Annotated in this window: 15 protein-coding genes and 1 pseudogene; 7 read left to right on the top strand and 9 right to left on the bottom strand. The window is 62.8% G+C overall.

Annotated elements, in window-relative coordinates; all coding sequences use genetic code 11:
* Positions 1-177 precede the first annotated feature (177 nt).
* Complete coding sequence (locus ACP8ML_RS05285; RefSeq protein ID WP_065672857.1) at positions 178-2,337, bottom strand: DNA gyrase/topoisomerase IV subunit B; 2,160 nt, start codon at positions 2,335-2,337, stop codon at positions 178-180.
* 154 nt (positions 2,338-2,491) lie between these two features.
* On the opposite strand from ACP8ML_RS05285, the gene ACP8ML_RS05280 reads away from it, so the two are divergent.
* Positions 2,492-2,698 carry a DUF7455 domain-containing protein gene (locus ACP8ML_RS05280; RefSeq protein ID WP_016667527.1) on the top strand — a complete coding sequence of 69 codons (207 nt, stop codon included), beginning with the start codon at positions 2,492-2,494 and terminating at the stop codon, positions 2,696-2,698.
* Between the two features lie 156 nt (positions 2,699-2,854).
* Here the strand turns inward: ACP8ML_RS05280 and ACP8ML_RS05275 are convergent, their stop codons facing one another.
* Positions 2,855-3,436: a GNAT family N-acetyltransferase gene (locus ACP8ML_RS05275; RefSeq protein WP_065672671.1), complete on the bottom strand. Its 582-nt coding sequence runs from the start codon at positions 3,434-3,436 to the stop codon at positions 2,855-2,857.
* A gap of 191 nt (positions 3,437-3,627) precedes the next feature.
* On the opposite strand from ACP8ML_RS05275, the gene ACP8ML_RS05270 reads away from it, so the two are divergent.
* Positions 3,628-4,809, top strand: coding sequence for an alpha/beta hydrolase (locus ACP8ML_RS05270; RefSeq protein WP_036976581.1), 1,182 nt, complete (start codon positions 3,628-3,630; stop codon positions 4,807-4,809).
* Here the strand turns inward: ACP8ML_RS05270 and ACP8ML_RS05265 are convergent.
* Positions 4,750-5,361 carry a TetR/AcrR family transcriptional regulator gene (locus tag ACP8ML_RS05265; protein WP_016667524.1) on the bottom strand — a complete coding sequence of 204 codons (612 nt, stop codon included), beginning with the start codon at positions 5,359-5,361 and terminating at the stop codon, positions 4,750-4,752. The two genes, ACP8ML_RS05270 and ACP8ML_RS05265, sit on opposite strands and share 60 nt — an antisense overlap.
* Positions 5,362-5,467: 106 nt before the next feature.
* Here ACP8ML_RS05265 and ACP8ML_RS05260 point away from each other — a divergent pair, with 106 nt between their 5' ends.
* Complete coding sequence (locus ACP8ML_RS05260) at positions 5,468-8,038, top strand: glycoside hydrolase family 2 protein (RefSeq protein ID WP_117189602.1); 2,571 nt, start codon at positions 5,468-5,470, stop codon at positions 8,036-8,038.
* A gap of 69 nt (positions 8,039-8,107) precedes the next feature.
* Here ACP8ML_RS05260 and ACP8ML_RS05255 read toward each other — a convergent pair whose 3' ends face one another.
* Positions 8,108-9,661, bottom strand: coding sequence for an RNA polymerase sigma factor (locus ACP8ML_RS05255; RefSeq protein WP_117189601.1), 1,554 nt, complete (start codon positions 9,659-9,661; stop codon positions 8,108-8,110).
* A gap of 329 nt (positions 9,662-9,990) precedes the next feature.
* Here ACP8ML_RS05255 and ACP8ML_RS05250 point away from each other — a divergent pair, with 329 nt between their 5' ends.
* The 4 genes and pseudogenes from ACP8ML_RS05250 (at position 9,991) to ACP8ML_RS05235 (ending at position 13,464) form a co-directional block, all read left to right on the top strand.
* Positions 9,991-10,929 (top strand): sigma-70 family RNA polymerase sigma factor, encoded by a 939-nt coding sequence (locus ACP8ML_RS05250; protein WP_004811533.1) that lies wholly within the window; start codon positions 9,991-9,993, stop codon positions 10,927-10,929.
* 508 nt (positions 10,930-11,437) lie between these two features.
* Positions 11,438-12,374: pseudogene (locus ACP8ML_RS05245) on the top strand (transposase).
* A gap of 206 nt (positions 12,375-12,580) precedes the next feature.
* Positions 12,581-13,171, top strand: coding sequence for a hypothetical protein (locus tag ACP8ML_RS05240; protein ID WP_138237506.1), 591 nt, complete (start codon positions 12,581-12,583; stop codon positions 13,169-13,171).
* Positions 13,172-13,179: 8 nt separating this feature from the next.
* Positions 13,180-13,464 (top strand): hypothetical protein, encoded by a 285-nt coding sequence (locus ACP8ML_RS05235; protein WP_023032640.1) that lies wholly within the window; start codon positions 13,180-13,182, stop codon positions 13,462-13,464.
* A gap of 365 nt (positions 13,465-13,829) precedes the next feature.
* On the opposite strand, the gene ACP8ML_RS05230 is transcribed toward ACP8ML_RS05235, so the two are convergent.
* The 5 genes from ACP8ML_RS05230 to ACP8ML_RS05210 all read right to left on the bottom strand — a co-directional run bounded on the left by ACP8ML_RS05230 (position 13,830) and on the right by ACP8ML_RS05210 (position 23,443).
* On the bottom strand, positions 13,830-14,738 hold the full coding sequence (locus tag ACP8ML_RS05230; RefSeq protein ID WP_036902410.1) for an acyl-CoA thioesterase: 909 nt from the start codon (positions 14,736-14,738) through the stop codon (positions 13,830-13,832).
* Between the two features lie 54 nt (positions 14,739-14,792).
* A complete protein-coding gene (gene gnpA, locus ACP8ML_RS05225) occupies positions 14,793-16,967 on the bottom strand; it encodes a 1,3-beta-galactosyl-N-acetylhexosamine phosphorylase (RefSeq protein ID WP_486703052.1) in 2,175 nt (724 codons plus the stop codon).
* Between the two features lie 102 nt (positions 16,968-17,069).
* Complete coding sequence (gene hrpA, locus ACP8ML_RS05220; protein ID WP_486703051.1) at positions 17,070-21,152, bottom strand: ATP-dependent RNA helicase HrpA; 4,083 nt, start codon at positions 21,150-21,152, stop codon at positions 17,070-17,072.
* Positions 21,153-21,572: 420 nt separating this feature from the next.
* Positions 21,573-22,427, bottom strand: coding sequence for a universal stress protein (locus ACP8ML_RS05215; RefSeq protein WP_016667515.1), 855 nt, complete (start codon positions 22,425-22,427; stop codon positions 21,573-21,575).
* Positions 22,428-22,516: 89 nt separating this feature from the next.
* Positions 22,517-23,443, bottom strand: coding sequence for a T3SS (YopN, CesT) and YbjN peptide-binding chaperone 1 (locus tag ACP8ML_RS05210; protein WP_065672664.1), 927 nt, complete (start codon positions 23,441-23,443; stop codon positions 22,517-22,519).
* Between the last annotated feature and the right edge of the window lie 130 nt (positions 23,444-23,573).

Below are 23,573 nucleotides of genomic sequence, written 5' to 3'. Positions count from 1 at the left end.
TTCTCCATCAATCTTGTCGTTGTATCCGCCACCGGACTGTCGTATGTGATCCAGCATGGCCTACTCCTATCCGCCCAGGGCCGTGGCATCGCTTAAGACCAGTCACCTAGGCAGCACACCGATTGCACCTCACAGCGTCACCGCGAGGCAGCATTAACGAGCCGTGAGCAAGCCCTCTCAGGCGTCGATCTGTTCAGCGTCGAGACGATAGGCCCCCTCGACGATGAACTGCTTACGCGGGGCCACGTCGTTGCCCATGAGGATCTCGAAGGTGCTCTCGGCCTCGGCGGCATCGTCGACGGTGATGCGACGCAAGGTGCGATGTCGCGGGTCCATCGTCGTCTCCTTGAGCTGGGAGGCGTCCATCTCACCCAGACCCTTGTACCGCTGCGGTTCCTTGAACCGCACCCCCTTCTTGGTCAACTGGGCGGCGGTGCGCTGGTACTCGGCGTCAGTGTAGGTGTAGAGGTATTTGTCCATCCCGCGCTTGGGATTGATGAGCTCGAAGCGGTGCAGCGGAGGCACGGCCGAGAACACCCGGCCCGCTTCCACCATCGGGCGCATGTAGCGGAAGAAGAGGGTTGCCAGCAAGCAGCGGATGTGGGCGCCGTCGGAGTCGGCGTCAGCCATGAAGATGACCTTGCCGTAGCGGGCCTGGTCGAGGTAGAACGTCTTTCCCGACCCGGCCCCGACAACCTGGAGGATCGACGCGCACTCGAGGTTCTTGAGCATGGCGCCGAGGTCGGCCTTCTGAACGTTGAGGATCTTGCCTCGGATCGGCAGCAGGGCCTGGTGCTCGGAGTTGCGGGCCACGTTGGCCGTTCCCAGGGCAGAGTCGCCCTCGACGATGAACAGCTCGGTCACGTCGGGATCCGAGGAGCGGCAGTCCTTGAGCTTGGGAGGAAGGTGCGAGGACTCCAAGGCATTCTTGCGGCGCTGGTTCTCCTTGTGGGCGCGGGCCGCGACCCGCGTCCGGGAGGCATTGACGACCTTCTCCATGAGGGTGCGTGCCACCGGCTTGTCGGCAGCCTTGGCCGAGGTCAGGAAGGCCGCCATCCTCTCCTCGACGATGCGAGCCACCAGACGGCGCACCGGCGGGGTGCCCAGCACCTCCTTGGTCTGGCCCTCGAACTGAGGTTCGGCGAGACTCACCGTCACCACGGCCGTCAGGCCCTCCAGGACGTCGTCCTTGACGATCTCCTCGGACGACTTGAGGATCCGCGTCCCCTCCAGGCCTGCGTTGAAGGCTCGCAGCAGGCCCTGCTCGAACCCCTGGACATGGGTGCCTCCCTTGGGAGTGGCGATGATGTTGACGAAGGAGCGCACCGTGGTGTCGTACCCGGTGCCCCAGCGCAGGGCGATGTCCACCTCGAGGTCGCGGTCGACGTCGGTCGGCGTCATGCCACCGTTCTCGTCGAGCATCGGAACGGTCTCGGTGAAGGAGGCTCCACCCTGCAACCTCATGACGTCATTGACCGGCTGGTCATTGGCGAGGTACTCGGCGAACTCGGAGATACCACCGTCGAAGCGCATCGTCTCGGAAACGGTCTCGATGACGTCGCCGGTCTCCGGATCAGTCTGGATCCCACGTTCGTCGGTGATGACGATCTCCAGACCCGGAACGAGGAAAGCCGTCTGACGAGCACGATCGGCAAGCTTGGACCACGACAGCTTGGCATCAGGCAGGAAGATCTGCCGGTCCGGCCAGTAGCGCACCCGGGTACCGGTGGCTCCGCGCTTGGCCTTGCCGATCTTGCGCACCCCGGACTCGGGGGTGAAGGGGGCATCGGGGCCGTCCCCGTCGAAGGAACCGGGGACACCGCGTCGGAAGCTCATCCCCCACACCGTGGACTTGCGGTCCACCTCGACGTCCAGACGGGAGGAGACGGCATTGACGACCGATGCGCCCACGCCGTGCAGACCGCCTGAGACGTTGTAGGCCCCGCCACCAAACTTTCCGCCGGCATGGAGCTTGGTGTAGACCACCTCGACGCCGCTCAGCCCGGTCCTCGGCTCGACGTCGACCGGAATACCGCGTCCCTCGTCGGTGACGAGGATCGACCCGCCCTTTTCCAAGGTGACGGTGATGCGACGCCCGAACCCGGCCAGCGCCTCGTCGACACCGTTGTCGAAGATCTCCCACAGACAGTGCATGAGTCCGCGGGTGTCGGTCGACCCGATGTACATGGCGGGACGCTTTCGGACGGCCTCCAGACCTTCAAGCACCAAGAGGTTCTTCGCGCCGTACTCACGGCTCGTCGACGCCGTGCGCACTGTGTTTCCGGCACTGGCTGAGGTGTCAGCAGCGACGGATGATGGGATGGAGATCTTGTCCATGGTCACGCAGACAGCCTATCGGCACACTCGGACAGGCTTTCGACAAGAATGTTCGTGCCCAGCGGCGTTCATTCCGCGATACTCCTGGGAACATTCGCACGATGACGTACGTTGTTCATACGGTGACTGAACACTTGAACCGGAGGAGGTTGTCATGAGCACCACGATGATCGAGCACCACGCCCTCACCACTGCGGACCGTTGTGATCGTTGCGGCGCACAGGCCTATGTGCGCATCACGCTGCGCAATGGTGGCGAGCTCCTCTTCTGTGCCCACCACGCCAGGGCTCACGAGGACAAGCTGAAGCAGGTGGCCCTGCACATCCAGGACGACACCACGAAACTCTCCTCCCATACCTGAGGAACCCGCGATCGTCGGCGTGTCGGGGTTACCGCCCCGGACGGCGGTGCAGCGCCGAATTCGCCCCCTGGCTGCCCACGCCGTTGCACTGTCCGGTGCCACCGGCGACCCCAGAGTTGGGTGTCTGGCAACGACCTACAGCAACCAGGTGGACCGTCATTCGGCTTCGATCGCGTCCTCACGAATGAGCCGCTGAAGTTCCACCCCACCGAGAGAGTCGTCGACGGCACCATCAGTGTCGTCGACGTGGAACCCGTGGCGCTCGTAGAACTTGATCGCGCGGGCGTTATCAGCGAAGAGCCACACATAGGCCGAGCGATGTCCGATGCAGGCGTTGAGGAGATCGTCCGAGGCCCCGCAGTTACGAGCTTCGGGAAGGACGTGGAGGGTCGCAACCTCCCACGGCGTGGGAGCATCCGGGCTGGTGGAGATGCGTGCCATTGCCACTCCGACGGTCCTCATGTCGAGGCGATCGACGAGGATCTTGAAAACCGCACCGTCGTCCATGAACTGCTTCCACTGCTCGATGGTGGTGTGGACGATACCGGGGCCGGTAACCTCGGTGAGGATGTCGTCGGGGATCACCCCCTGACCGATTTCCCGGAAGCACACTGCCTGAACAGCCGCAGCCTCAGGAAGGTCCTCACGATGAGCATCCCTGACGACGAAACGACCGGGAGCGGTGGCCGAGTCGTGCGCCGGTCTTGACGGCATGTCAACCTTGACTGACGTATCCATGACCTGATCCTACCGGTCCGGGGCCTCACAGAGGCCCGGTTCGCAACGGTCGAATTGTCGAACCAGTCCAGACACCATGGCGAACAGTTGAGGAAGGACTCCTCCAACATCTCCTCATGCACGCCGCAATGGCCTGCCCGTCGCCGGCGGCCGCCTGTCTGATCCGAATAACCATCGCTCCCTCCCGCACCATGATCCCACCGACCACAGCCCTTGAGTACGGTGGACGCGTGGCAGACACGAAAGGCTCTCGTCATTCCTGGCTACGCACCGCTTCTGGTCTCGTGGGTCTGGTACTAGCCGTTCCAGTGCTGGCGTGGTCAGTGGCTGCGATCCTGCCGTCCCACCATGCCCTGACCTTCGTCTCCTCCGTTCTGGCGGGTTCGTTGGCCGTACCGGCATTGGTCATTGCCGCCATTGCCCTCATCCTCGCCCTTCTGGGACGAGGTGGCCTGCGAATGACGGCGGTCGTCATCTCGGTGATGGCCCTCATCATTCCGACATCCGTCACAGCGTCGACGATGTGGGTGACCGATCGGGCCGGTGGATGGATCAACGTCTTCTCAGCCGCTGCGGTGTCATCGATGGCAGATCATCCTGACGAGACGGTCCGGTATGGATCGGGACCCGACGAGACGGCCCAGATCTATCGTCCGCGAAACCACGATACCCCGGTTCTGGTCGACATTCACGGCGGAGGATGGAACACCAATGCCACCATGCCTGCCACCTTGAGGTGGTTTTCCGACCATGGCTGGTTGGTCATCCGTCCCTCGTACACCCTGGCATCCAAAAGTCACCCCACCTGGGACATCGCACCGAAGCAGGTGGCGTGTGCCTGGGCCTGGAGCCTGTCTCACGCCAAGGAGCTCGGTGGCGACCCGACCCGAGTGTCGATCATGGGGGATTCCGCTGGCGGTGGGATGGCCATCAACCTGGCCTACGGCGCCGCGAGTGGGAAGCTGACGAGTTCCTGCGGACCGGTGCGAGCCCCGAAATCAGTTCTCGCCCTGTACCCGACGGTGGATGTCGCAGCCGTCCAGTCAGTCACCACCCTGGGAGCGGGAAATGCCGCGACGAAGTACACCGGTGGCACCCCAGAACAATTCCCTGATCGCTACCGCGCCGTCAACAGTTCCACCTGGATCACAGCCAAGGCTCCTCCGACGATGGTGATCCAGGGTAATCACGACACCTTCGTTCCGCCATCGAGTGTGCGAGACTTCGTTGCCCGCGCTCGCCAGGCCGGGGTGGACATCACGCACGTGCAATTGCCAATGCTCAACCATGCCTTCGACGCCCAGGCGCGAGACTCATTGGGATTCCAGGCCGTCACCAGTCTCGGGCAGACCTTCCTCAGCGAGCACCAGTGATCCGCTGGTGAGCACCCGGGCCAAGGCCTCGAGATCCCCGGCGATGTCGGTGTCCTTGTTCTGGATCCACCTCATCTGCAAGCCCTCGGCCGCCGCCACCGCCAGCCGCACGGCCTGCTCGTCATCGATCCTCAGTGCCATCCTGACAACTTCGTGGACTCGTTGGCGGTGCCTTTCCATGAAGGCATGTGCGGGATGGTTGGGGTCGGCGGCCGCCACACTCATGTCGACGAAGAGCTTCGTCAACCCCGGGGTGCGGGTCGTCCCAGCCATGTATGCCCAGACATGATCGGGGTCGGTGAGCGCGCCGGCGTCGACGGCATGAGCGTCGCGAGCCTCCAGGATGGCGACGAAGAGCTCGTCCATCGTCCCGAAATAATGCAACACGCCAGCCTCGGTGAGACCGACCTCAGCGGCAATGGCAGCCAGGGTGGGTCGTTCGCCGGAACTTGCGCCGTAGAGCCGCAGGGCGACGTCAAGGATCTCGGCTCTGCGAGCAACCCCCTTGGCGTATGGTCCACGTCGAGCCGAGGTTTTCGTCGTCACTGCCATGGGCCCAACGATAGAGGGAAAACGCGGACTGCCTGCCCCTGGCCCACCAATGAATACTGAGCCGTGCTAGGTTTTAGAGGTGCTTCGGGCCGACAAAGGAGTTCTCATGAGTGCCCTCTTCCAGCTCACCTCAAGCAACCCGCGTGTCGTCGATCCAGTCGAGTTGGCCGCCGAAGATTGCGAGTGGATCGACGCGGTGGTACCAGGTGGTGTCCACGAAAGCCTCATTTCTGCCGGGGTGATTGATCACCCCTACCTGAGGAACCACGAGAAGGACTGTCGCTGGGTCGAGGACTGCGCCTGGTGGTATCGCGGGACCCTGCCTGTGCCGAGTGGGGAGGATCCCCTCGTCCTGTCCTTGACAGGAGTCGACACGGTCGCGGACATCTGGGTCGACGGAGAGCACGTCGGACGCCATGCGAGCCAGTACCGTCCCTTCTCGACCATCCTTCCAGCCATTGACGGGGACCAGGCCGAGGTCCTTATTCGTTTCGCTCCCCCGTTGGACGGTCTCACCGAGCCGCCTGCCACGCGGGCGATGGTCAATGCCGTGAGCGACTTCCTCAATGCGGCGGCTCCACAGGAGCTCGACACCGACCCCGGAGCCGGGATCCTCACCCTCGATCTGGCTGCGACTCGACGCCGCAAGGGGATGTTCTCGTGGGGATGGGACTTTGCCCCGCGCGTTCCCTCCATCGGACTGACGGGGGCGGTAGAACTGTACCGACGGGCGCCTGTCGAGCTCACTCATCGCGTCGAGACCGTCTCCATCTCCGGGGACTCCGCCTCGGTCAACGTCATCGTGGCCGTCACCCACCATGACGGCCCTCGGCCTCTCGACGTCGACGTCTCCCTGACCTCGCCCACCGGAGAGCGCACCGGTGGCCATGCCCGCATCCGCGACGGGGTGGCCACGGTCGAGCTGCACATCGAGCATCCGCAACTGTGGTGGACCCACGATCTCGGCGAGCCGTCGTTGTATCGTCTCGAGGTCAACGCCCATGACAAGGACGCCAACACCATCGCCACGGAGTCCGGGACGGCCGGCATCCGGACGATCGAGGTCGACCATTCCCCCGATCCCGATGATCCCGAGTACGACGGGCCCGCTCGTCACTTCCGCTTCATCCTCAACGGCGTGCCGGTCTTCGCCCGGGGCGCCAACCTCGTTCCGCAGTCAATGTTGGTGGGCTCGGTGACCCCGGAACAGGATCGCGATCTCGTACGCGCCTGCCGCAACGGCGGAATGACGATGGTGCGCGTCTGGGGTGGCGGGATCTACGCCTCCGATACCTTCATGGACGCCTGCGACGAGAACGGCATCCTCGTCTGGCACGACTTCATGTTCGCCTGCATCGACTACCCCGGTGACGACCAGGAATTCATGTCTGAGGTGCGTACCGAGGCCGATTACCAGACCCGTCGTCTGGCCAGTCACCCGAGCCTTGCCCTGTGGGCCGGCGGCAACGAGGTGCAGGCCATGCACCAGGCTGTCTGGAGCAACCTGAACCCTGGCCAGTGGGGATCGGAAATCTTTGACGAGATCTTGCCCGCGGCCGTTCGTCGCAACTGTCCCACCGTGGATTACTGGGCCAACAGCCCTGCCACCGACGCCGACACAGACCCGCGTGTCAATGGCACCGGTGCCGGCGATCGTCATGCCTGGGAGGTCTGGCACGGAGCCGACGTCGGAGCCGGAACCCACGAGGACTATGCCAGCCCGGCCGAGGCCATGCACTTCCACCGCTATCGCCATGACACCGGGCGTTTCATCAGCGAGTTCGGCATCCACGCCAGCGCCGATCTGCCCACCCTCGAGAGGTGGCTCGGCAGGGACCATCTGAAGCTCGACGATCCGGTGCTCATCGCACGCAACAAGGACACTCCGAAAGCCAAGGGGATGGCCCTCCTCGAGTACGAGGTCGGAAGACCCACCTCGCTCCAGTCCTACGTCACCTCCACCCAGGTGGTACAGGCTGAAGGGCTCAAGTACGGCATCGAGCACTATCGACGTCGTTGGCCCCACTGCGCCGGCACCTTGGTCTGGCAGCTCAATGAACCCTGGCCAGGGATGACGTGGTCCCTACTCGATCATGATCTCGGGGCCAAGCCGGGCTATTACGCCGCGGCTCGAGCATTCGCTCCGGCCCTACCCATCCTGCGACTGACTGACGAAGCCCTGGAACTGTGGGTCAGCAACGTCCAGCCAAATCGCGTCACCGACACGGTGACCGTCAGCATCGAGGGATTTAACGGCACTGTTGAGCAGACGCACGAGGTCAAGGTCTCCGTTCCGGCATCCACGTCAGAGAAGGTGTGGTCGGTACCGCGTGCCCAGGTGCCGGTAAACGGCGGCCATTACGTGTGGGTTGAAGGGGCAATGCTGCCGAGCAACCGGCTCTTCCTGACACACATAGCCGACCTCGCCCTGCCCGACCCCGAACTCGATGTCGAGGTGACGCCGACGGGAACCACGACGGCAAAGGTCCGGGTGAGGGCCTCGAAGTTCGCCTATTTCGTCCGCGTTCTGACGCCGTGGCCCGGCGTCCGAGCTGACGTCTCGGCCCTCGACATGCGACCGGGGAAGACTGTCGTCATGAACCTCGAAGGGCTACCCGACGGGTTCAATCCTGACGAGATCACCGTCCGCCACTTCCTTGACGATGTCAAACGATGATGTCTTGATCACTCAGACATGATGAAGGGGCGCCCGATCGGGCGCCCCTTCATTCGTCGTGATGATTCCTCATTCGAGGTAATCGCGCAGCACCTGGGAGCGGCTCGGGTGGCGCAGTTTCGACATCGTCTTGGACTCGATCTGGCGAATGCGCTCACGGGTGACGCCGTACACCTTGCCGATCTCGTCGAGGGTCTTCGGCTGGCCGTCGGTCAGGCCGAATCGCATCGAGACGACGCCGGCCTCGCGCTCGGACAGGGTGTCGAGGACGTCGTGGAGCTGCTCCTGCAGGAGGGTGAAGTTGACGGCGTCGGCCGGCACGATGGCCTCGGAATCCTCGATGAGATCGCCGAACTCAGAGTCGCCGTCCTCGCCCAGTGGGGTGTGCAGGGAAATCGGCTCACGGCCGTACTTCTGCACCTCGACGACCTTCTCAGCGGTCATGTCAAGTTCCTTGGCCAGCTCCTCCGGGGTGGGTTCGCGTCCCAGGTCCTGGAGCATCTGACGCTGCACTCGGGCCAGCTTGTTGATGACCTCGACCATGTGCACCGGAATACGGATGGTGCGGGCCTGGTCAGCCATGGCTCGGGTGATGGCCTGCTTGATCCACCACGTCGCGTAGGTCGAGAACTTGTAACCCTTGGTGTAATCGAACTTCTCGACGGCACGGATGAGGCCGAGGTTCCCTTCCTGGATGAGGTCGAGGAAGAGCATGCCGCGGCCGGTGTAGCGCTTGGCCAGGGACACCACCAGACGGAGGTTGGCCTCCAGCAGGTGGTTCTTGGCGGCCTTGCCGTCCTCGGCGATCCACTCGTAGTCCTCGCGATCCTTCTCTGGGATCTTGGCGTCCGGGGCGGCCAGCTGCTCACCGGCGAACAGGCCAGCCTCGATGCGCTTGGCGAGGTCAACCTCCTCGACAGCATTCAGCAGGGCCACTTTGCCGATCTGCTTGAGGTAATCCTTGACGGGGTCGGCGGTGGCACCCGCGACCATGACGGTCTGCTCGGGTTCGTCGGCGTCATCATTGTCGGACAGGGAGAACCCCTCGGTCTCCTTGTTGATCTGCTGCTCGTCCTTGGCGGCCTCGTCCGGGTTGTAGTCCCGGTCGTCGACGTCGTCGAGGGAACGCTTCTTGCCGCCAACGGTCAGCACGACGTCGTCGCCGTCGCGCTCCACCGTCACGTCAACCGCTCCGGAAGCAGCCTCGGCGATGGTGGTTTCCTTCTTGGCCTTCGCCCTGGTGGTCGACTTCTTGGCCGTGGACTTCCTAGTACCAGTGGACTTGGTTCCGGACGGCTTCGTCGTCGACTTGGTTCTGGAAGTCTTCGAACCGGAGGTCTTCGTCGTCCCCCCTGCGGTCGTCTTGGTGGACTTCGCACCAGTCTTGACACCAGCAGCCTTCTTGACTGCGGGAGCCTTGGCCTCGTCGGCAGACTTCCTGGCCGACGACTTCGTGGTCGACGAAGAGCTCGTCTTCGTCGTGGTCTTCTTGGCTCGGCCGGTAGTACCGGTCTTGGCAGAGGTGGAACGTGTGCTCTTCCTCGCGGTGGCTGTCTTCGCCTCCTCGTCTGCAGCGGTGTTTGCAGTGCTGGACGTGGTGGTCGACACGGGTATCCTCTCCAAGGACTGACCAGTCCTTCAGTGCTGTCCCCTTCAAAATGGGTCCGGGAGAACCGGCGAACACACGCCTGACGGACCCAAGGGCATACGACGCCCGGCAGGCGTCAAGACCTTGTGCCAATTGTGGCACCCCGTGACCGATGACACAAACTGGGTCCCCCTCTCACCCTCCTGCCATGGAATGGCTGCACTGCGCAACTGTGTAAGACCACAGTCTGATCCTCCGCCTTCGCCCACGACTGCAGGCACTCTTCCGCTGATGAGGGATGACATTCGATCCCTTCGGGCGTTGATATAGGTGTCAGCCAGTCAGACGGAGAAAGGCGAAGCACATGGACACCAAGTCCCGGGTTCGTACCACCGATGGCATTGATGGAAAGGACGCGGTCGGCCTCTACCTGGACGGAATCGCCCGCACCCCACTGCTCAATGCCGCAGAGGAGGTTGCGTTGGCCCGCCGGATCGAAGCGGGTGTGTTTGCACGCGCCGTTCTCGAGGGTCAGGCCGAGACCAAGTCGGATGCCACTAAAGAGGAGCTCCATCTCATCGCGGCTGACGGTGACGAGGCAATGGCCCACTTCGTGCGCGCCAACCTGCGCCTGGTCGTGTCGGTGGCCCGAAAGTACGGCCGCTCCCAGATGCCGCTTCTTGACCTCGTGCAGGAAGGCAATACCGGCCTCATTCGCGCCGTCGAGAAGTTCGACTACGCCAAGGGCTTCAAGTTCTCGACCTACGCCACCTGGTGGGTTCGTCAGGCCATCAGCCGTGGTATTGCTCAGCAGGGCCGCATCGTCCGCCTTCCGGTGCACGTCGCCGAACAGGTTAACCAGGTCTCAGCCGCTCGCCGCAACCTCGAGCGCCAGCTGGGCCGCGAGCCCGAGACCGCTGAGATCGCTGATGAGCTGGAGATCACCGAGGAGCGCGTCATCGAGCTCATCCGCTTCGGACGCGACCACGTCTCCCTCGACGCCCCGGTCGAGGACGACGGAGACACCAGCCTGGGTGACCTCATTGCCCGTGAGACCTCCCCCGGTCCCGACGACATCGTCCTGGACGCCGAGGACCGTGGTCGTCTCGAAGGTCTGCTCGACGATCTTGACGAGCGTTCCGCCGACGTCGTCCGTCGTCGCTACGGACTTGTTGACGGCCGCCAGGCCAAGCTCGCTGACATCGGCAAGGTGTGGGGAATCACCGCTGAGCGCGTCCGTCAGATCGAGCGTGCCGCCCTGGCCACCATGCGTCAGCGCAACCTGGCCACCATGGCTGCCTGATCCCGAGCGACACCACGATCACATAGACGACGGCCCCCCATACGCAGGGGGCCGTCGGTCGGCTCGTCTAAGATGAAAACGCGAAGACTCCAGAAAGAAATAGCAAGACTCAAAGGATCTGGCTGAGGGCCTTCGGAAGGCCGATGCAAACCAAGCATTCCATGGGCAAGCCCACTTGTTATGAGACTGATCGCAAATCGAATTCGATATGATCGACCTTCTCACGCGATCCAGTGTCACCATTCTTGATGTCTTTTTGGATGATTGTTTATCGCAGCCTGGCGTAACTGTCGTCTGCTCATGTCACGACGGTTGTTTTGGCTGTCTGAGCGTCACGCTGCGTGGTGTGACGATGCGACGCTCTCGACGTCCACCTTGCTGCTCAAACTGGCTCTTCACAGATGCGGATGAGGGGGTGTGGATCGGTAGCTGACCCCTGGGTCCTGATGCGGGTCGAGGTCCTTGGAATGATGGAAGTTCGCACACAGCCATCGCCCAAGGCCTCGACATGAACAACGCTACCGTCACCACCTCTGGTCTGGCCACGTTCTGCTGCTTGGACGACCTCGGACTGGTCCTGACAGGCCAGCACCTCACCCCTGAGCGGGCCGTCTTGTTGTGTTGCCCGACGGCACCGGATGAGTGGTGCCATCGCTGCAGCGGCCACGGCCGGGTGCGCGACACCATCACTCGGGAACTGGCGCATGTGCCGTTCTGCTGGCGTACCACCACCCTGACAGTCCGGCTTCCCCGCTACCAGTGCACCGGTTGTGGTCATGTGTGGAGCCACGACCTCACCCGCGCCGCTTCGCCGCACTCCTGCTTGTCACGAGGGGCGTTGCGGTGGGCGTTGGAAGCACTGGTGGTCATCGACCTGACTCCAGTCAGTACCGGCACCGGTGCGAGTCGGTTACCGGCGATGGTCGAAGGACGCTCGAAACACACGTTTACAACCTGGCTGGCTGCACGGCACCTGCGGGCGTAAACATCATCGGCTCTACCAGAACCGACGAATCCTGCACACCAGCGCTGATCTGCTGACCGATAGACAACAACGCCGCTTGGATGAACTGTTCAGTGATGATCGGCATGTCGAGGTCGAGGCCACCTGGGACGTCTACCAGCCCATGATCACCGCCTACCGCGCCAGCAGTCGAACCGAAGGCACAAAGATCATGACCCGGCTGATCGCGTCGATCGGATCGAGCGTTCCCGCCAGCCTGGTCGAGGTCGTACGACTCGGCCAGACCCTGACCACACGCCGCGACGACATCCTCGCGTTCTTCGACCGGCCCGCCACCAGCAACGGCCCCACCGAAGCCATCAACGGCCGCCTCGAACACCTGGGAGGCACCGCCCTCGGGTTCCGCAACCTGACCCACTACACCACCCGATCCCTCCTGGAAGCCGGAGGCATCAGACCCCAGCTACACCCTCGATTGTGAAGAGCCCTTAAACTCGCTGGGCTTGGGACTGGCCAGGCAGGACAAGTCAGATACGTCCGAGACGGGACAACCTCCAGATGGGCTCTTTGAACCGAGCAAGTTGCCATTCCCGGCAGCTCCGGCCCCAGCATGGACACCGAGGTGACCCTCCTGGGGCGTACCTTGGAGCCACATTCAATCGAAATGCATTGGAGATGTTATTACCCATGAAGCGCGCGATTTCTGCAACCATAGCCCTTGCGTCCGTTACTTTAACGTTTTCATCTTCTGTCTACGCATCTGCTTCCCCCAATCCAATTAAGCAATCAGTTAATTCGCACATAAGCCAATCTGAAACCCCTCAGAAGTCTCGAGTTTTTCTAGGCCAAGACGGCTTCAAGAGAGTTGTAACATTCATGGACTCTTCCCATATCGGTGTTGCTCAACTTAAATTAAGCCTCCAGAAAGGCGACACTGTAAAACTTCTTGACAACGGGAGAACTCTTTCTATTTATAGCAAAAATGGAGCTTTTCTTTTCTCAATGACATCTCCTCTGATCCAAGGAGAAGATGGCAGCAGATCGGGTGCTTTCAAGTATTCAAGCGATACAGGCATCGCGACGGTATATGATCCACAGACCACAGCTTCCGCCATTAGCCAGCGCTGCGCCTCAAGCGAGGTGGCAAAGTGGAGCTACCGCGTTGGCGCCGGCCTTTTATGCGGAGGTGTTGGCGGTATGAACCCTGTCGCCGGCATGGCCTGCGGGTTGGCCGCCAGTGGCGGAGAGGATCATATCCCGTTTAATAATGCGTGCTAAGGGGGGGCATGTCGTACAATATATTTAAAGACAAGCGGAAGCCATTAGAGAAGATAGTCGATCCTGACTGGCTTTATACATGGTGGATTCTCTATGGGTTGGCAACAGTAGCTGGGATTTTCGTATCCGGATTTAGTTCAGCATCCGGGGGATTTTCTCGGCGACTCACTGAAGGAATGACTAAGGTTGGCTTCAATTGGGCTCCTCAATTTTTGGTATTCACCGCCATTATGGCGATTCTTATCATTGTAGCCAAGAAAAAGCAAGATAAGTGGAAAGACAAAGATTCTTAGTCAGTTCGAACCAAGGCGGCACGCTCGTCGTCACTGATGTGGGTCCGCATGTGATTTCGTCCGGCTATCGTGGCGAGTTTCGTGTTGGACGGTATAGGTGACCCCGGGTCGGGGGTGAGAGTTCTGGCGGGCCGGGGCCTCGCCGTCAAGGTACTCGCGACGCAAGCGAGCCCATTCCCGGGCCCACGCCTTCCTCTGCTCACCGTACGTACTCATGTCATGACTGCTCATCAATGTCGATAGCGAACAGTGCCGCCCTGGCCACCATGCGTCAGCGCAACCTGGCCACCATGGCTGCCTGGTCCCTACAACGACATCACCAACGACGACGATGGCCTCGGAGAAATCCGGGGCCATCGTTGTCGTCATGACGTGGCCGTTGGTCGGGGCCCAACGGGGAAGGTCACCGAGGCATCCACGTCGTTGACGTCCACCAGCTTCATGACTCCCTCCTGGCAACACGACGCGATGAGCTGTCCGTCCTGCATCAACCGGCCCATGGAGAATCCGAGTAGACCCGAGGCGCTTGGGGAAACCTGGTCGTAGAGCATCCACTCGTCTGCCTTGGCAGTCCGGTGGAACCACATCGCGTGGTCCAAGGAGGCCGGATTGACGATCATGCCCGGTGGGATCGACCCCAGATGTGGCATGACGGCACCGGCCATCAAGCTGATGTCGGAGATGTAGGCGAGGATGGCTCGCTGCACCACCCGGTCGTCAGGAAGGCTCGCCGTGGTGCGAACCCACAAGCTCAGATGAGTGACGTGATTGGGGTCGACGAGATTGGACCCGTCGCCGGCTAACCGGACGTCGAGGGCGTCCCATTCCTTGACGGTCGGCATCGACCGTCCGAACATCTGCTCCAAAGCCTGGGCCAAGGTCGGACACTTCTCCGGACCAGGCAGGTAGTCCGGCATCGGATCGGAGTGCTCCGGCCCGTTCTCACGGTTCTTGAAAGACAGCTCCGCGGTGAAGATCGTCCGGCCGTGCTGACGAGCATTGACCCGACGAGTACTGAATGTCCGTCCGTCACGAATCCGCTCGACGTCGAAAATCATCGGTAGGTCAGTGCGACCGGCATGGAGGAAGAGGGCATGCATGGAGTGGGCAGTACGCTCGGGGACCGTGCGAGCACCGGCCACCAGAGCCTGGGCGAGCACCTGACCACCAAATGTTCGCTGCCAGGTCGTACGAGGTTGTTTGCCTCGAAACAGGTCGAGGTCCAAGTCCTCGAGATCGAGCAGGTCAAGCAGTTCAGCAGTCGTCGATGGCACCCAACCACTGTGCCAGATCGACTGGTCCGGCACAGCGAATTCGGGTTCTCGTCGTCAAGCGGAGATGTTGATCCAGGCAGACCCGGCCGGGGCAAGAGTCACCTCGTCGTCCAGACCACTGATGGTCGTCGTCACCTCGTCGAAACTGAGGTTGGTCACCAGCAGCAGGCCAGCCTCGTCATAGCAGGCCGTCTCGACGCGAGGATCATCCGCGATGAACTGGTCTGCGAACTCGTCGTCGCGACCAGCGACCCACCAGATCGCCCGGTGTAGTAGTCGCGAGTTGTCCACGGTGTACGGCAGACCGGCGAGATAGACCGCCCGCCCCTTGCCGAGGGTGTGGACGGCAGCATGTATCGAGCCGTCATGGAGCTCCAGAACCTCGGTGTCGTCACAGACCGGGACGATCTCGGGAGCGACCGGTCCGACATCCAGGGCCAGACCGTCAGTGATGAAATGAGAGTCGACGACATTCGGGTAGCGGTCGGTCGACAGGCTCCAGCCGATCTCACGATCGACGCCGAGGACGTCAGAGAGCCGGAAACACGCTCCGTCGCCAGGCCAGTAGGTGGGATCGCCCACCCCGATGAAACCGCCACCACGAGCCACGAAGGTGCGCACTGCCGCCTGCACCGTGACGTCGGACCACTCCTGGGCCCCCGAGAAGGCTGTCCCGGCAGAGCCGGTGTTGACGAGTACCCCGATTCCCTCGGGAACGCCGTCACGAATGTCGTCGAAATCGAGCCAGTCGATGTTGAAGGGCAGGCCCGCCAGCGCTTCCACGACGCCCAGGTACGGTGCCGCCTGCTTGTAGTACAGGGCATGGGCGACCATGTGGGACATCCAGGTACGACGGGCTCCCCAACAGTTGAGGATGCCAACCCGGAACGGAGCGGTGCGCGGGGTCTTTCCGCCGCTGCGCTCCCAGATGTCGCGGAACTCCTGGCAGATCTGCGCAATTCGCTCCATGAACTCCGGGTACTGATTGGCCAGGGAGAGGTATCCGCCGTAGCCAATACGGTCCAGGGGCTTGCGTACGATAGCGCGACGGGCCTGCACCCAGGAGGTATTCGCCTCCCCCACCGGGTCCCCCTCGTCATTGAAGACGTCGGGGAAGAAGTAGGGCAGGAATCGTCCCTCGGTGTAGTGGACACCAGGGATGTCGGAGATCATCCGGCAGGTGGCGGACGATCCCACCGAGCCGACCACGGCGTCCAGACCGGTGGTGGCGAAGAGCTCACCATAGGGCTCGGTGCCAATCCAGTTGTCCCCGAGGAACATCATCGCCTCGCGGCCCTTGTCATGGCAGATCTCGACGAGTCGACGCACTCGGTCAGTCACGAAGCGGTTGACGAAGTCGATCCACGCCAGGAAAAACTGGGAGGGCGGGCGGAAGGACGAGTTGTGATAGCCGGCGTCGACGAAGTCCTCCGGGTTGATCTGCCAGCCGGTCTCGGCCTCGAAGGCTTCCATGAGAGGTACCGAAACGCTCGCGGAGTAGCCGAACCAGTCGACGAACTTCTCCTTGGCCTGCTCATTGAAGTAGAGGGTGAAATGGTAGAAGAAGGTCGTGAAACGGACGACGTCGACCTCTGGGTGGGCGTCGAGCCACTCGGACAAGGACTCCTGGACGTGATTCCAGGTGGCAGGGTGCACGACGTCGAAAGGATGCTCCTTGCTGCGAGTGGGATCGTTCTCCCAGTGATTCGTCGTGTAGTTGTACATCTGGGTGGTGTCCCACAGCTGGGCTGCCAGGAATGCGACGGTGTAGACGTGTCCGGCCGTCGCGGGCACCGCCACGACGCAGTCGGCACCCTCGCCACTCACAGTCCAGTCGTCGACGACCTCGCCGGTGGTGCGGTCCCGTACCTGCCACCATCGCTTGACGTCGACATCTGTGTCGGGGCGAACCTGCTCAGCGAAGAACCCCCGCATGATGTGGATCTCGAGCGGACCGTCCTCCAGGGCCGGGACTCGATCGGAACACAGGTACAGGCTGACGTGCTCGTCGAGATGGTCCAGGGCCCAGGCCTCGTCCCCACGGGCACAGAAACGGGTTGAGTAGACCTTCTTCCCCAGGTTGGAGACAATCTTCGGCAACCAGGTGCCGTCACTGTTACGCACCGCGTCGGCACCGAGACGATCGATGATCGCAGCCAACTCGTCGTCCATCCCCTCCTCAACTGGCAGGGTGACTCGACCCGAGAAGCGGGGATCAGACGGGGTCATGGGGCATTCCTCCTTGAGTGCGGCCGGGCCACGATCCTACCGGCGGCGAGGCGATGGATCCGGCCTCTTGCTCACTCCATGTGAACGTGTTCATGGCTGTGGTCAGGACACCTTGTTCATCGCGGAGCGAATCCGTTTCGGGGAGACGGTGACCCTGGTTCCGAGGCGCTGGGCAAAGTACTGGACGCGAAGCTCCTCCAACATGAACCCGATCTCCTCGATCTCGGCGGGAAGCTTGCCAGCCGGCTGTTCCTCGCACAGGGCGTCGTACTCGACCAGAAGCGGCTCCAACTCAGCCATCTGGCGGAGATCGCGCGTCGGATTCGTCATGAGGGACTCGATGCGCACGCTCACCCCCTGGATCCAGCGAGGCATGTCGTCGTACCAGGGATCCGGGGTGGCCAAGATGAAGTTCTCGAAGACGAGGTCATCAATCTGAGTGGTGATGTCGGCGCGAATTGCCGGATCCGAAACCATTGCCAGGGCCTGACGGGCGTCGACGAGTCGGGCGAGGATCCGCCCGGCGGTGCGCACCACTCGGGCCATCCGGTCGGCCTGGTCCTGACGGACGGCCAGGGAAAGGTCTTCGAAAGCCTCCTTCGTCCGAATCCCCGACAGATCCCCCGCCTTCTCATGAGCAACCGAGGCAACCGCCTTGTGACGCGCATCTGCCAGCAATGCCGGCACGGTGGGATATGGCGAGGTCGCCAACGCCAACTTCGTGCCATTGTCCATGTGCGAGACGACCCACTTCGTCGGATCGGGCAGGGTGAGGACGAACAGCCTGACGACTCCTGCGGCGTGGCTGGCGCGTTGAGCCCTCGGAGTGTCGAGAACGGTGCTACCGACCGCAGTTCCCTCATCAACCAGACATGGGTAGCCGACGGCGTCAGCCCCCTTGCGCGACAGGTCAACCCGTTCCGGGATCGGATCGAAGGTCCACTGCGTCGCCCCATGGACCTGAGGTCGTCCGGCGGCCTTGGTCAAGGATTGCGAGACCTTGGTGGCCAGATCGGTCTGAAGGGATTCCAGGTCCTCGGACCTGGCGACGTGCTTGGGCTGGGAGAAGGTCGACTTGTTCCTACCCTTCTTCCCGGGCTCCTTGCCGACGGTGCGCCCCTCGGCGTCAACGATGTCGAACCCGACCCGCAAGTGCGCTGGGATGGCTGCGGTGTTCCAGCTATCGGCGTCGACGATGACCCCGGTCAGAGCCCGCAATGCTCGCCCGAGTTCCTCGGTGAAAGGGGCTTGACGGTCAGCATCGTTGTCCTCGAGCCAGGTCAGCGCAGCTCGGGCACGGTCGGGAGCGGGGACGAGCTGGGTCCGAATCCGTTTGGGGAGGGCCCGGATGAGCTCGGTGGCCAACTCGGTGCGCAGACCCGGAACCTGCCAGCTGAAAGGAGCGGTCGGCACCTGGTTGAGCAGGGCCAGCGGAATGGTGACGGTGACACCGTCATGCCCGGATCCAGGTTCGAAGACGTAACGCACCGGAAGATCGAGATTGCCAACCTTCCAATGGTCGGGGAAGGCGTCGGCGTCGACCAAGTCGGAGTCGACGAGGTCGTCAAGGGACAAGTCGAGTTGGTGACGATCCTGGACTCGTCTCCACCAGGCGTCGAAATGGGATCCCGAGACGATGCCTTCCGGAACACGACGGTCGTAGAAGGCGAAGATGGCGTCATCGTCGGCGACCAATCCGCGCTGACGGCTACGTTCCTCGAGGTCGGCTGCCTCGTCCCGGACCCGGTCATTGTGCTTGAGGAAGCCGTGGTTGGATCGCCAGTCCCGCTCCACCAGAGCGGAACGGATAAAGATCTGCCGGGAGACGACCGGGTCTATGCGCCCGTAGTTGACGCGATGATCTGCCCACAGCGGTACCCCGAAGAGGGCCGCCCGCTCGGTGGCGACCACGGAGGCCGTCGAGGCTGCCCAGTGCGGAGCGGCCCAGGAACGCTTGATGAGCGGTCCGGCGACCTCCTCCACCCACTCCGGCTGGACGGCGGCCACCGTCCGGGCCCACAGCCGGGAGGTCTCCACCAGTTCGACGGCGACAACAAGTTCCGGGGACTTGCGCGACAGCAGGGATCCGGGATTGATGGCGAACTTGGTACCGCGAGCACCGATGTACTCCTGAGGTCCAGGACGTTGGCCGCGACGTTTCGAGGACTCCCGAACCTGGGCCAGACCGATGTGGGAGAGCAGGCCGGACAACAATGCGACGAGAACACGGTCGGTGGGAGCCGAGGTGCGGTTGACCTCCAGGTGCAGCTCCTTGGCGATCTGGCGCAGTTGGCCGTGCAGGTCGTCCCATTCGCGCACGCGCAGGTAATTGATGTACTCAGCCCGGCACATACGACGAAACGCCGAGGATCCCATCTGCCGACGCTGATGACGCAGGTAGCGCCACAGTCGGTGGATGGCCAGGATGTCCCCGCCCTCGTCGATCCCACCAGGCTGGGGCTGAGGGGCAGGCTTGCCCGGACGGGAATTGGTGTGAGGGGTGTGGCGCGCCGGTGTCCCCGGTGTCGGGGCGTTGGCGGGCCGCCGGTGTACCTGCTGACGAACCTGGGACCAGTCCCCCACCCGGTTGTTGTCGGCGTCGTCGACGGCCTGGAGGGTCTGCAGCAGGTTCGCCTCGGTGGCGAAACGTCGGTGGAAGCTGTCGGCCTCCTCCCGCTTCTCGGCGGGGCGCTCCCTGACATCGCGGATGGACAGTGCCGCGACGATGACGAGGACCTCAGCGAGACTGCCCTGTTTCGACCCCTCAAGCAGCATGCGCCCCAGACGTGGATCCAGCGGGACACGGGCAAGCTGATGGCCAATCTTGGTCAGTCTGGGAGCGTCCCGATGGCCAGGTTTGAGGGCTCCCAGCTCGTCGAGCAGGCGGATTCCGTCATCGATCCGGGAGCGATCGGGAGGCTCGACGAAGGGGAAGTCAGTGATGGCACCGAGTCGAGCCTGGGCCATCTGGAGGATGACGGCGGCCAGGTTAGTGCGCAGGATCTCGGGTTCGGTGAACTCTGGACGGGACTCGAAGTCGGCCTCCGAGTAGAGACGAATGCAGATACCGGGAGCGACGCGGCCGCATCGTCCGGCCCGCTGGTTCGCACTGGCCTGGGAGACCGGCTCGATGGGAAGACGTTGCACCTTGGTACGCACCGAGTACCGCGAGATACGAGCAGTTCCAGGATCGATGACGTAACGGATGCCCGGCACCGTCAGGGAGGTCTCGGCGACATTTGTGGCCAGCACGATGCGCCGGCCGCTGTGCGGGGTGAAGACCCGATGCTGTTCGGCAGCCGACAGCCGAGCGAACAGCGGCAGAATCTCGGTGTTGGCCAGTCCGAGGTCGGCGAGAGCCTCGGTGGTCTCCCGGATCTCCTGCTCGCCCGCCAGGAAGACGAGGATGTCGCCCTCTCCTTCCCGGGTGAGCTCCTCGACAGCTCTGCAGATACCGGTGACCTGGTCAATGACCTCGTCCTTCGTATCGACCGGGGCAGGAGTCGAGGGGCTCTCCGAGAGCTCTTCGTCCTCATCCTCGTCATCGGCGCGGACCTGTTCCGAGGGATCCAGGGGCCGGTATCGCACCTCGACGGGATAGGTCCGTCCGGAGACCTCGATGACGGGAGCGTCGTCGAAGTGGGCCGCGAACCTCGCGGTGTCGATGGTGGCCGAGGTGATGATGACCTTGAGGTCGCGACGGCGTGGCAGTAGCTGCTTGAGGTAGCCGAGCAGGAAGTCGATGTTGAGGCTACGCTCATGAGCCTCGTCGATGATGATGGTGTCGTGAGCGCGCAGGTCGCGATCATGGGAGATCTCGGCCAGCAGCACACCGTCGGTCATGACCGTCAGCGCAGTGTCAGAGGTGGCGCGACGGGTGAACCGCACCTGATAGCCAACCTGTTCCCCCAGATCGACCCCCATCTCCTCCGCGACGCGTTCGGCGACGCTGCGCGCGGCAATCCGGCGAGGCTGGGTGTGGGCGATGTGTCGACGCCCCAGTGCCAGGCAGATCTTGGGAAGCTGGGTGGTCTTTCCCGAACCTGTCTCACCCGCGACCACCACGACTTGATGGTCCTGGATGAGGTCTGCGATCTCGTCGGCATGCGCCGCGATGGGAAGCTCGGTGTCGAAGGCGACGACTCCCCCACCGGGCAGCTCACCTTCCAGTCGTGAATCAGGCATGGCCTATTCAGTTTATGTGAGAGGTCTGACACTCAGCGACGGGCTCGTGCTGGCCACCGTCTCGTCGGTCAAGCCGTGAAGATCTCCATCCGCTGGATCTGGTCGAGTGCCTCGGTGATCTGGTCAATCCCCACGCGCCAGATAATGCCGCAGTGGGGCTCGAAGACAGTGCCAACAGCCAGTGAGACTGCGCCCCCTTGCGAAGCCGCAGAGCGTGAAAGGCTGCGCGGTCACGACGTTGTTCTCGTTGATGTCCTTGCTGAAGGATCTGATGGTGATGCGATCGACCACACCGGGAAGGGGCTCATCGGGATGAAGGGCGCCGAGTTGGAGTACACGGTGCAGATGTCATCGGTGATGAGCTCCTCGAGGACCAACCACATGGCGGGACAACCACTGGTAGTCCTTCGAGCCGACAGGTCAGTGGCAAATGGCCAACGGAGACTGGGCGTGAGCCATGATGCCACGGCTGACTCCGCCAGCGGTCCATCCCAGGATCGGGTGCTTCTTCATGCCGATGACGAGGAGGTCGATATCGCCGGACAGGTCGACCAGGGCGTCCACTGGCTCGCCGGAGAGCACCCGAGTCTCAACCTCGACGTCGGGATGCTCGTCAGCGACGGGCTTGACGACCTCGTTGAGTCGCTTGAGTGCCTCGGCGTGGACCTTCTGGGAATCCTGGCCGGGAACGGTCACGGCCAATAGCTTGCAGCCACGGTGGTCCGCCTCGGCGAATCCGAATCCGAGAGCGGCAGTTCCTGCGCTCTGAGGGCCGACGGCGACGGCCACACACTTCTTGCCACCGGTCGGGTCCGGGTTCGACGCACGGGAGATGACGACAACAGGTGCGGCGGACATGCCAGCCACGGCCACAGAGGTCGATCCGACGAACATCCGCTCCAGTCCGGAGCTGGCGCGACGACCGACGACGACGAGCTGGGCGTCTGCGCTGCGGTCGGCAAGGATGGCCGCCGGGTTACCCAGAACCACCTCACCCGAGATGCGATCGGGATCTATGCCGCGGCCCTTGGCGACGTTGATGGCGTCATCGACGACGACCTGGCCGGCGTCCTGCAGAGCGGTCGGGTCATAGACGACACCCCAGGCACCGGCGACAGCAGCATCGTCAACAGCGTGAAGGACAATGAGATCGGCGTCTCTCCTGATCGCGGATCCTGCGGCGTACCGGGCGGCGCGCAGGCCGTCCTCCGAGCCGTCGACTCCAACGATGACGGTAGTACGGCGAGTCCTTGACGAGGTTCGATCGTCGGCCATGGTGGTCCTCCTCAGTGAGACGTCAGGGGCGTCAACCCCTTGTCACATTGTCCCACCACTTGCCTTGTGACAAAGGGATCGGGTCCGGATCATTCTTCAAAAGTGGTTCTGCCGTGCAGCTTGCGAGCCAGTTCGTTGTCCAATCCGTCAGCCAGCCTGGACATGATGGAGACTGCCTGGTGCAAGTGTGCCGCAACGAACGGACGAGCCATCACTGACATCGTGACGAAGACCCGGTCCTGATGCAGGGCGAAGCGTCCGTAGCGGGACTGGACGTTGAGGTCGTTGAGCACCTCGACGGCTCGAGACCGTCCCTCGATGTTATGGACGAGAGCTGCGAAGAGCAGTAGTTCAGAGGCGTCAGGAGTGGTTCGCACGAACACCATGCAGGTGCCCACCCGGATGGCGAAATCTCCCTCGCTGTCGCGAATGGCGGGGTGTCCGAAGATCTGGGACAGCTCGTCGGCCACAAGGCGGTCGAGGTGATCCTTGTCGACCGGCATGATGGCGGGGACGCTGGCCGCCTCGGTGGGAGACAGCGGAGGTTCGGGCTGCAGAATCTCTGCGAGCTGGTCGGGGGCCAGGAAGACCGGGTGCGGGACACCGAAGATGTCACGCAGGGTCGTCACCGCCAGCTCAGCAAGCTGTTCACTGTCATCCTGGCTTCGGTAGACCCAGTAGTTGTCAGTCTTGTGAGAGGTGCAGGTTCCGGGCTCCTGCCATCCCAGGGAGCTCAGTCCGTCGAGCTGGCCGGGGGTGAGCTGAGAGCTGTCCGGCAGACAGCTGTTGCTCGACGCCTCGGCCAGAATCATCGCGGTGTCATCACTGTGATCGGGGTCATCCTGCACGAACCGGATGAAGGGCGTGGGGTCATTGCGCGCTGACATGGTCGAGATCGTCAACTCACCATCGTCGTCAATGACGGAGACGACCTCGGCCAGACGCTCGGTGAACTGGTCCCAGGCCTGTGCTGTGCTGCGATCCAGGTCGAACGCGAAGTCTGGTGGCTCGTCCATGCCTCCAACCTAGTAGGTCCGGAGGCAGATGTGCAGCCTGTGCTCGTCTTCCGGTGCCATCTGGTGAACGTGCATGGTTGAACGCACGCATGGGCCTCGGCATCCGGAAGCCGACGGGTGCGATGACACG

The organism is Cutibacterium sp. LaCa_255 (assembly GCF_057458005.1).
The sequence above is the reverse complement of the archived record's forward strand: the minus strand, read 5'-3'. Positions and strand labels throughout refer to the sequence as shown.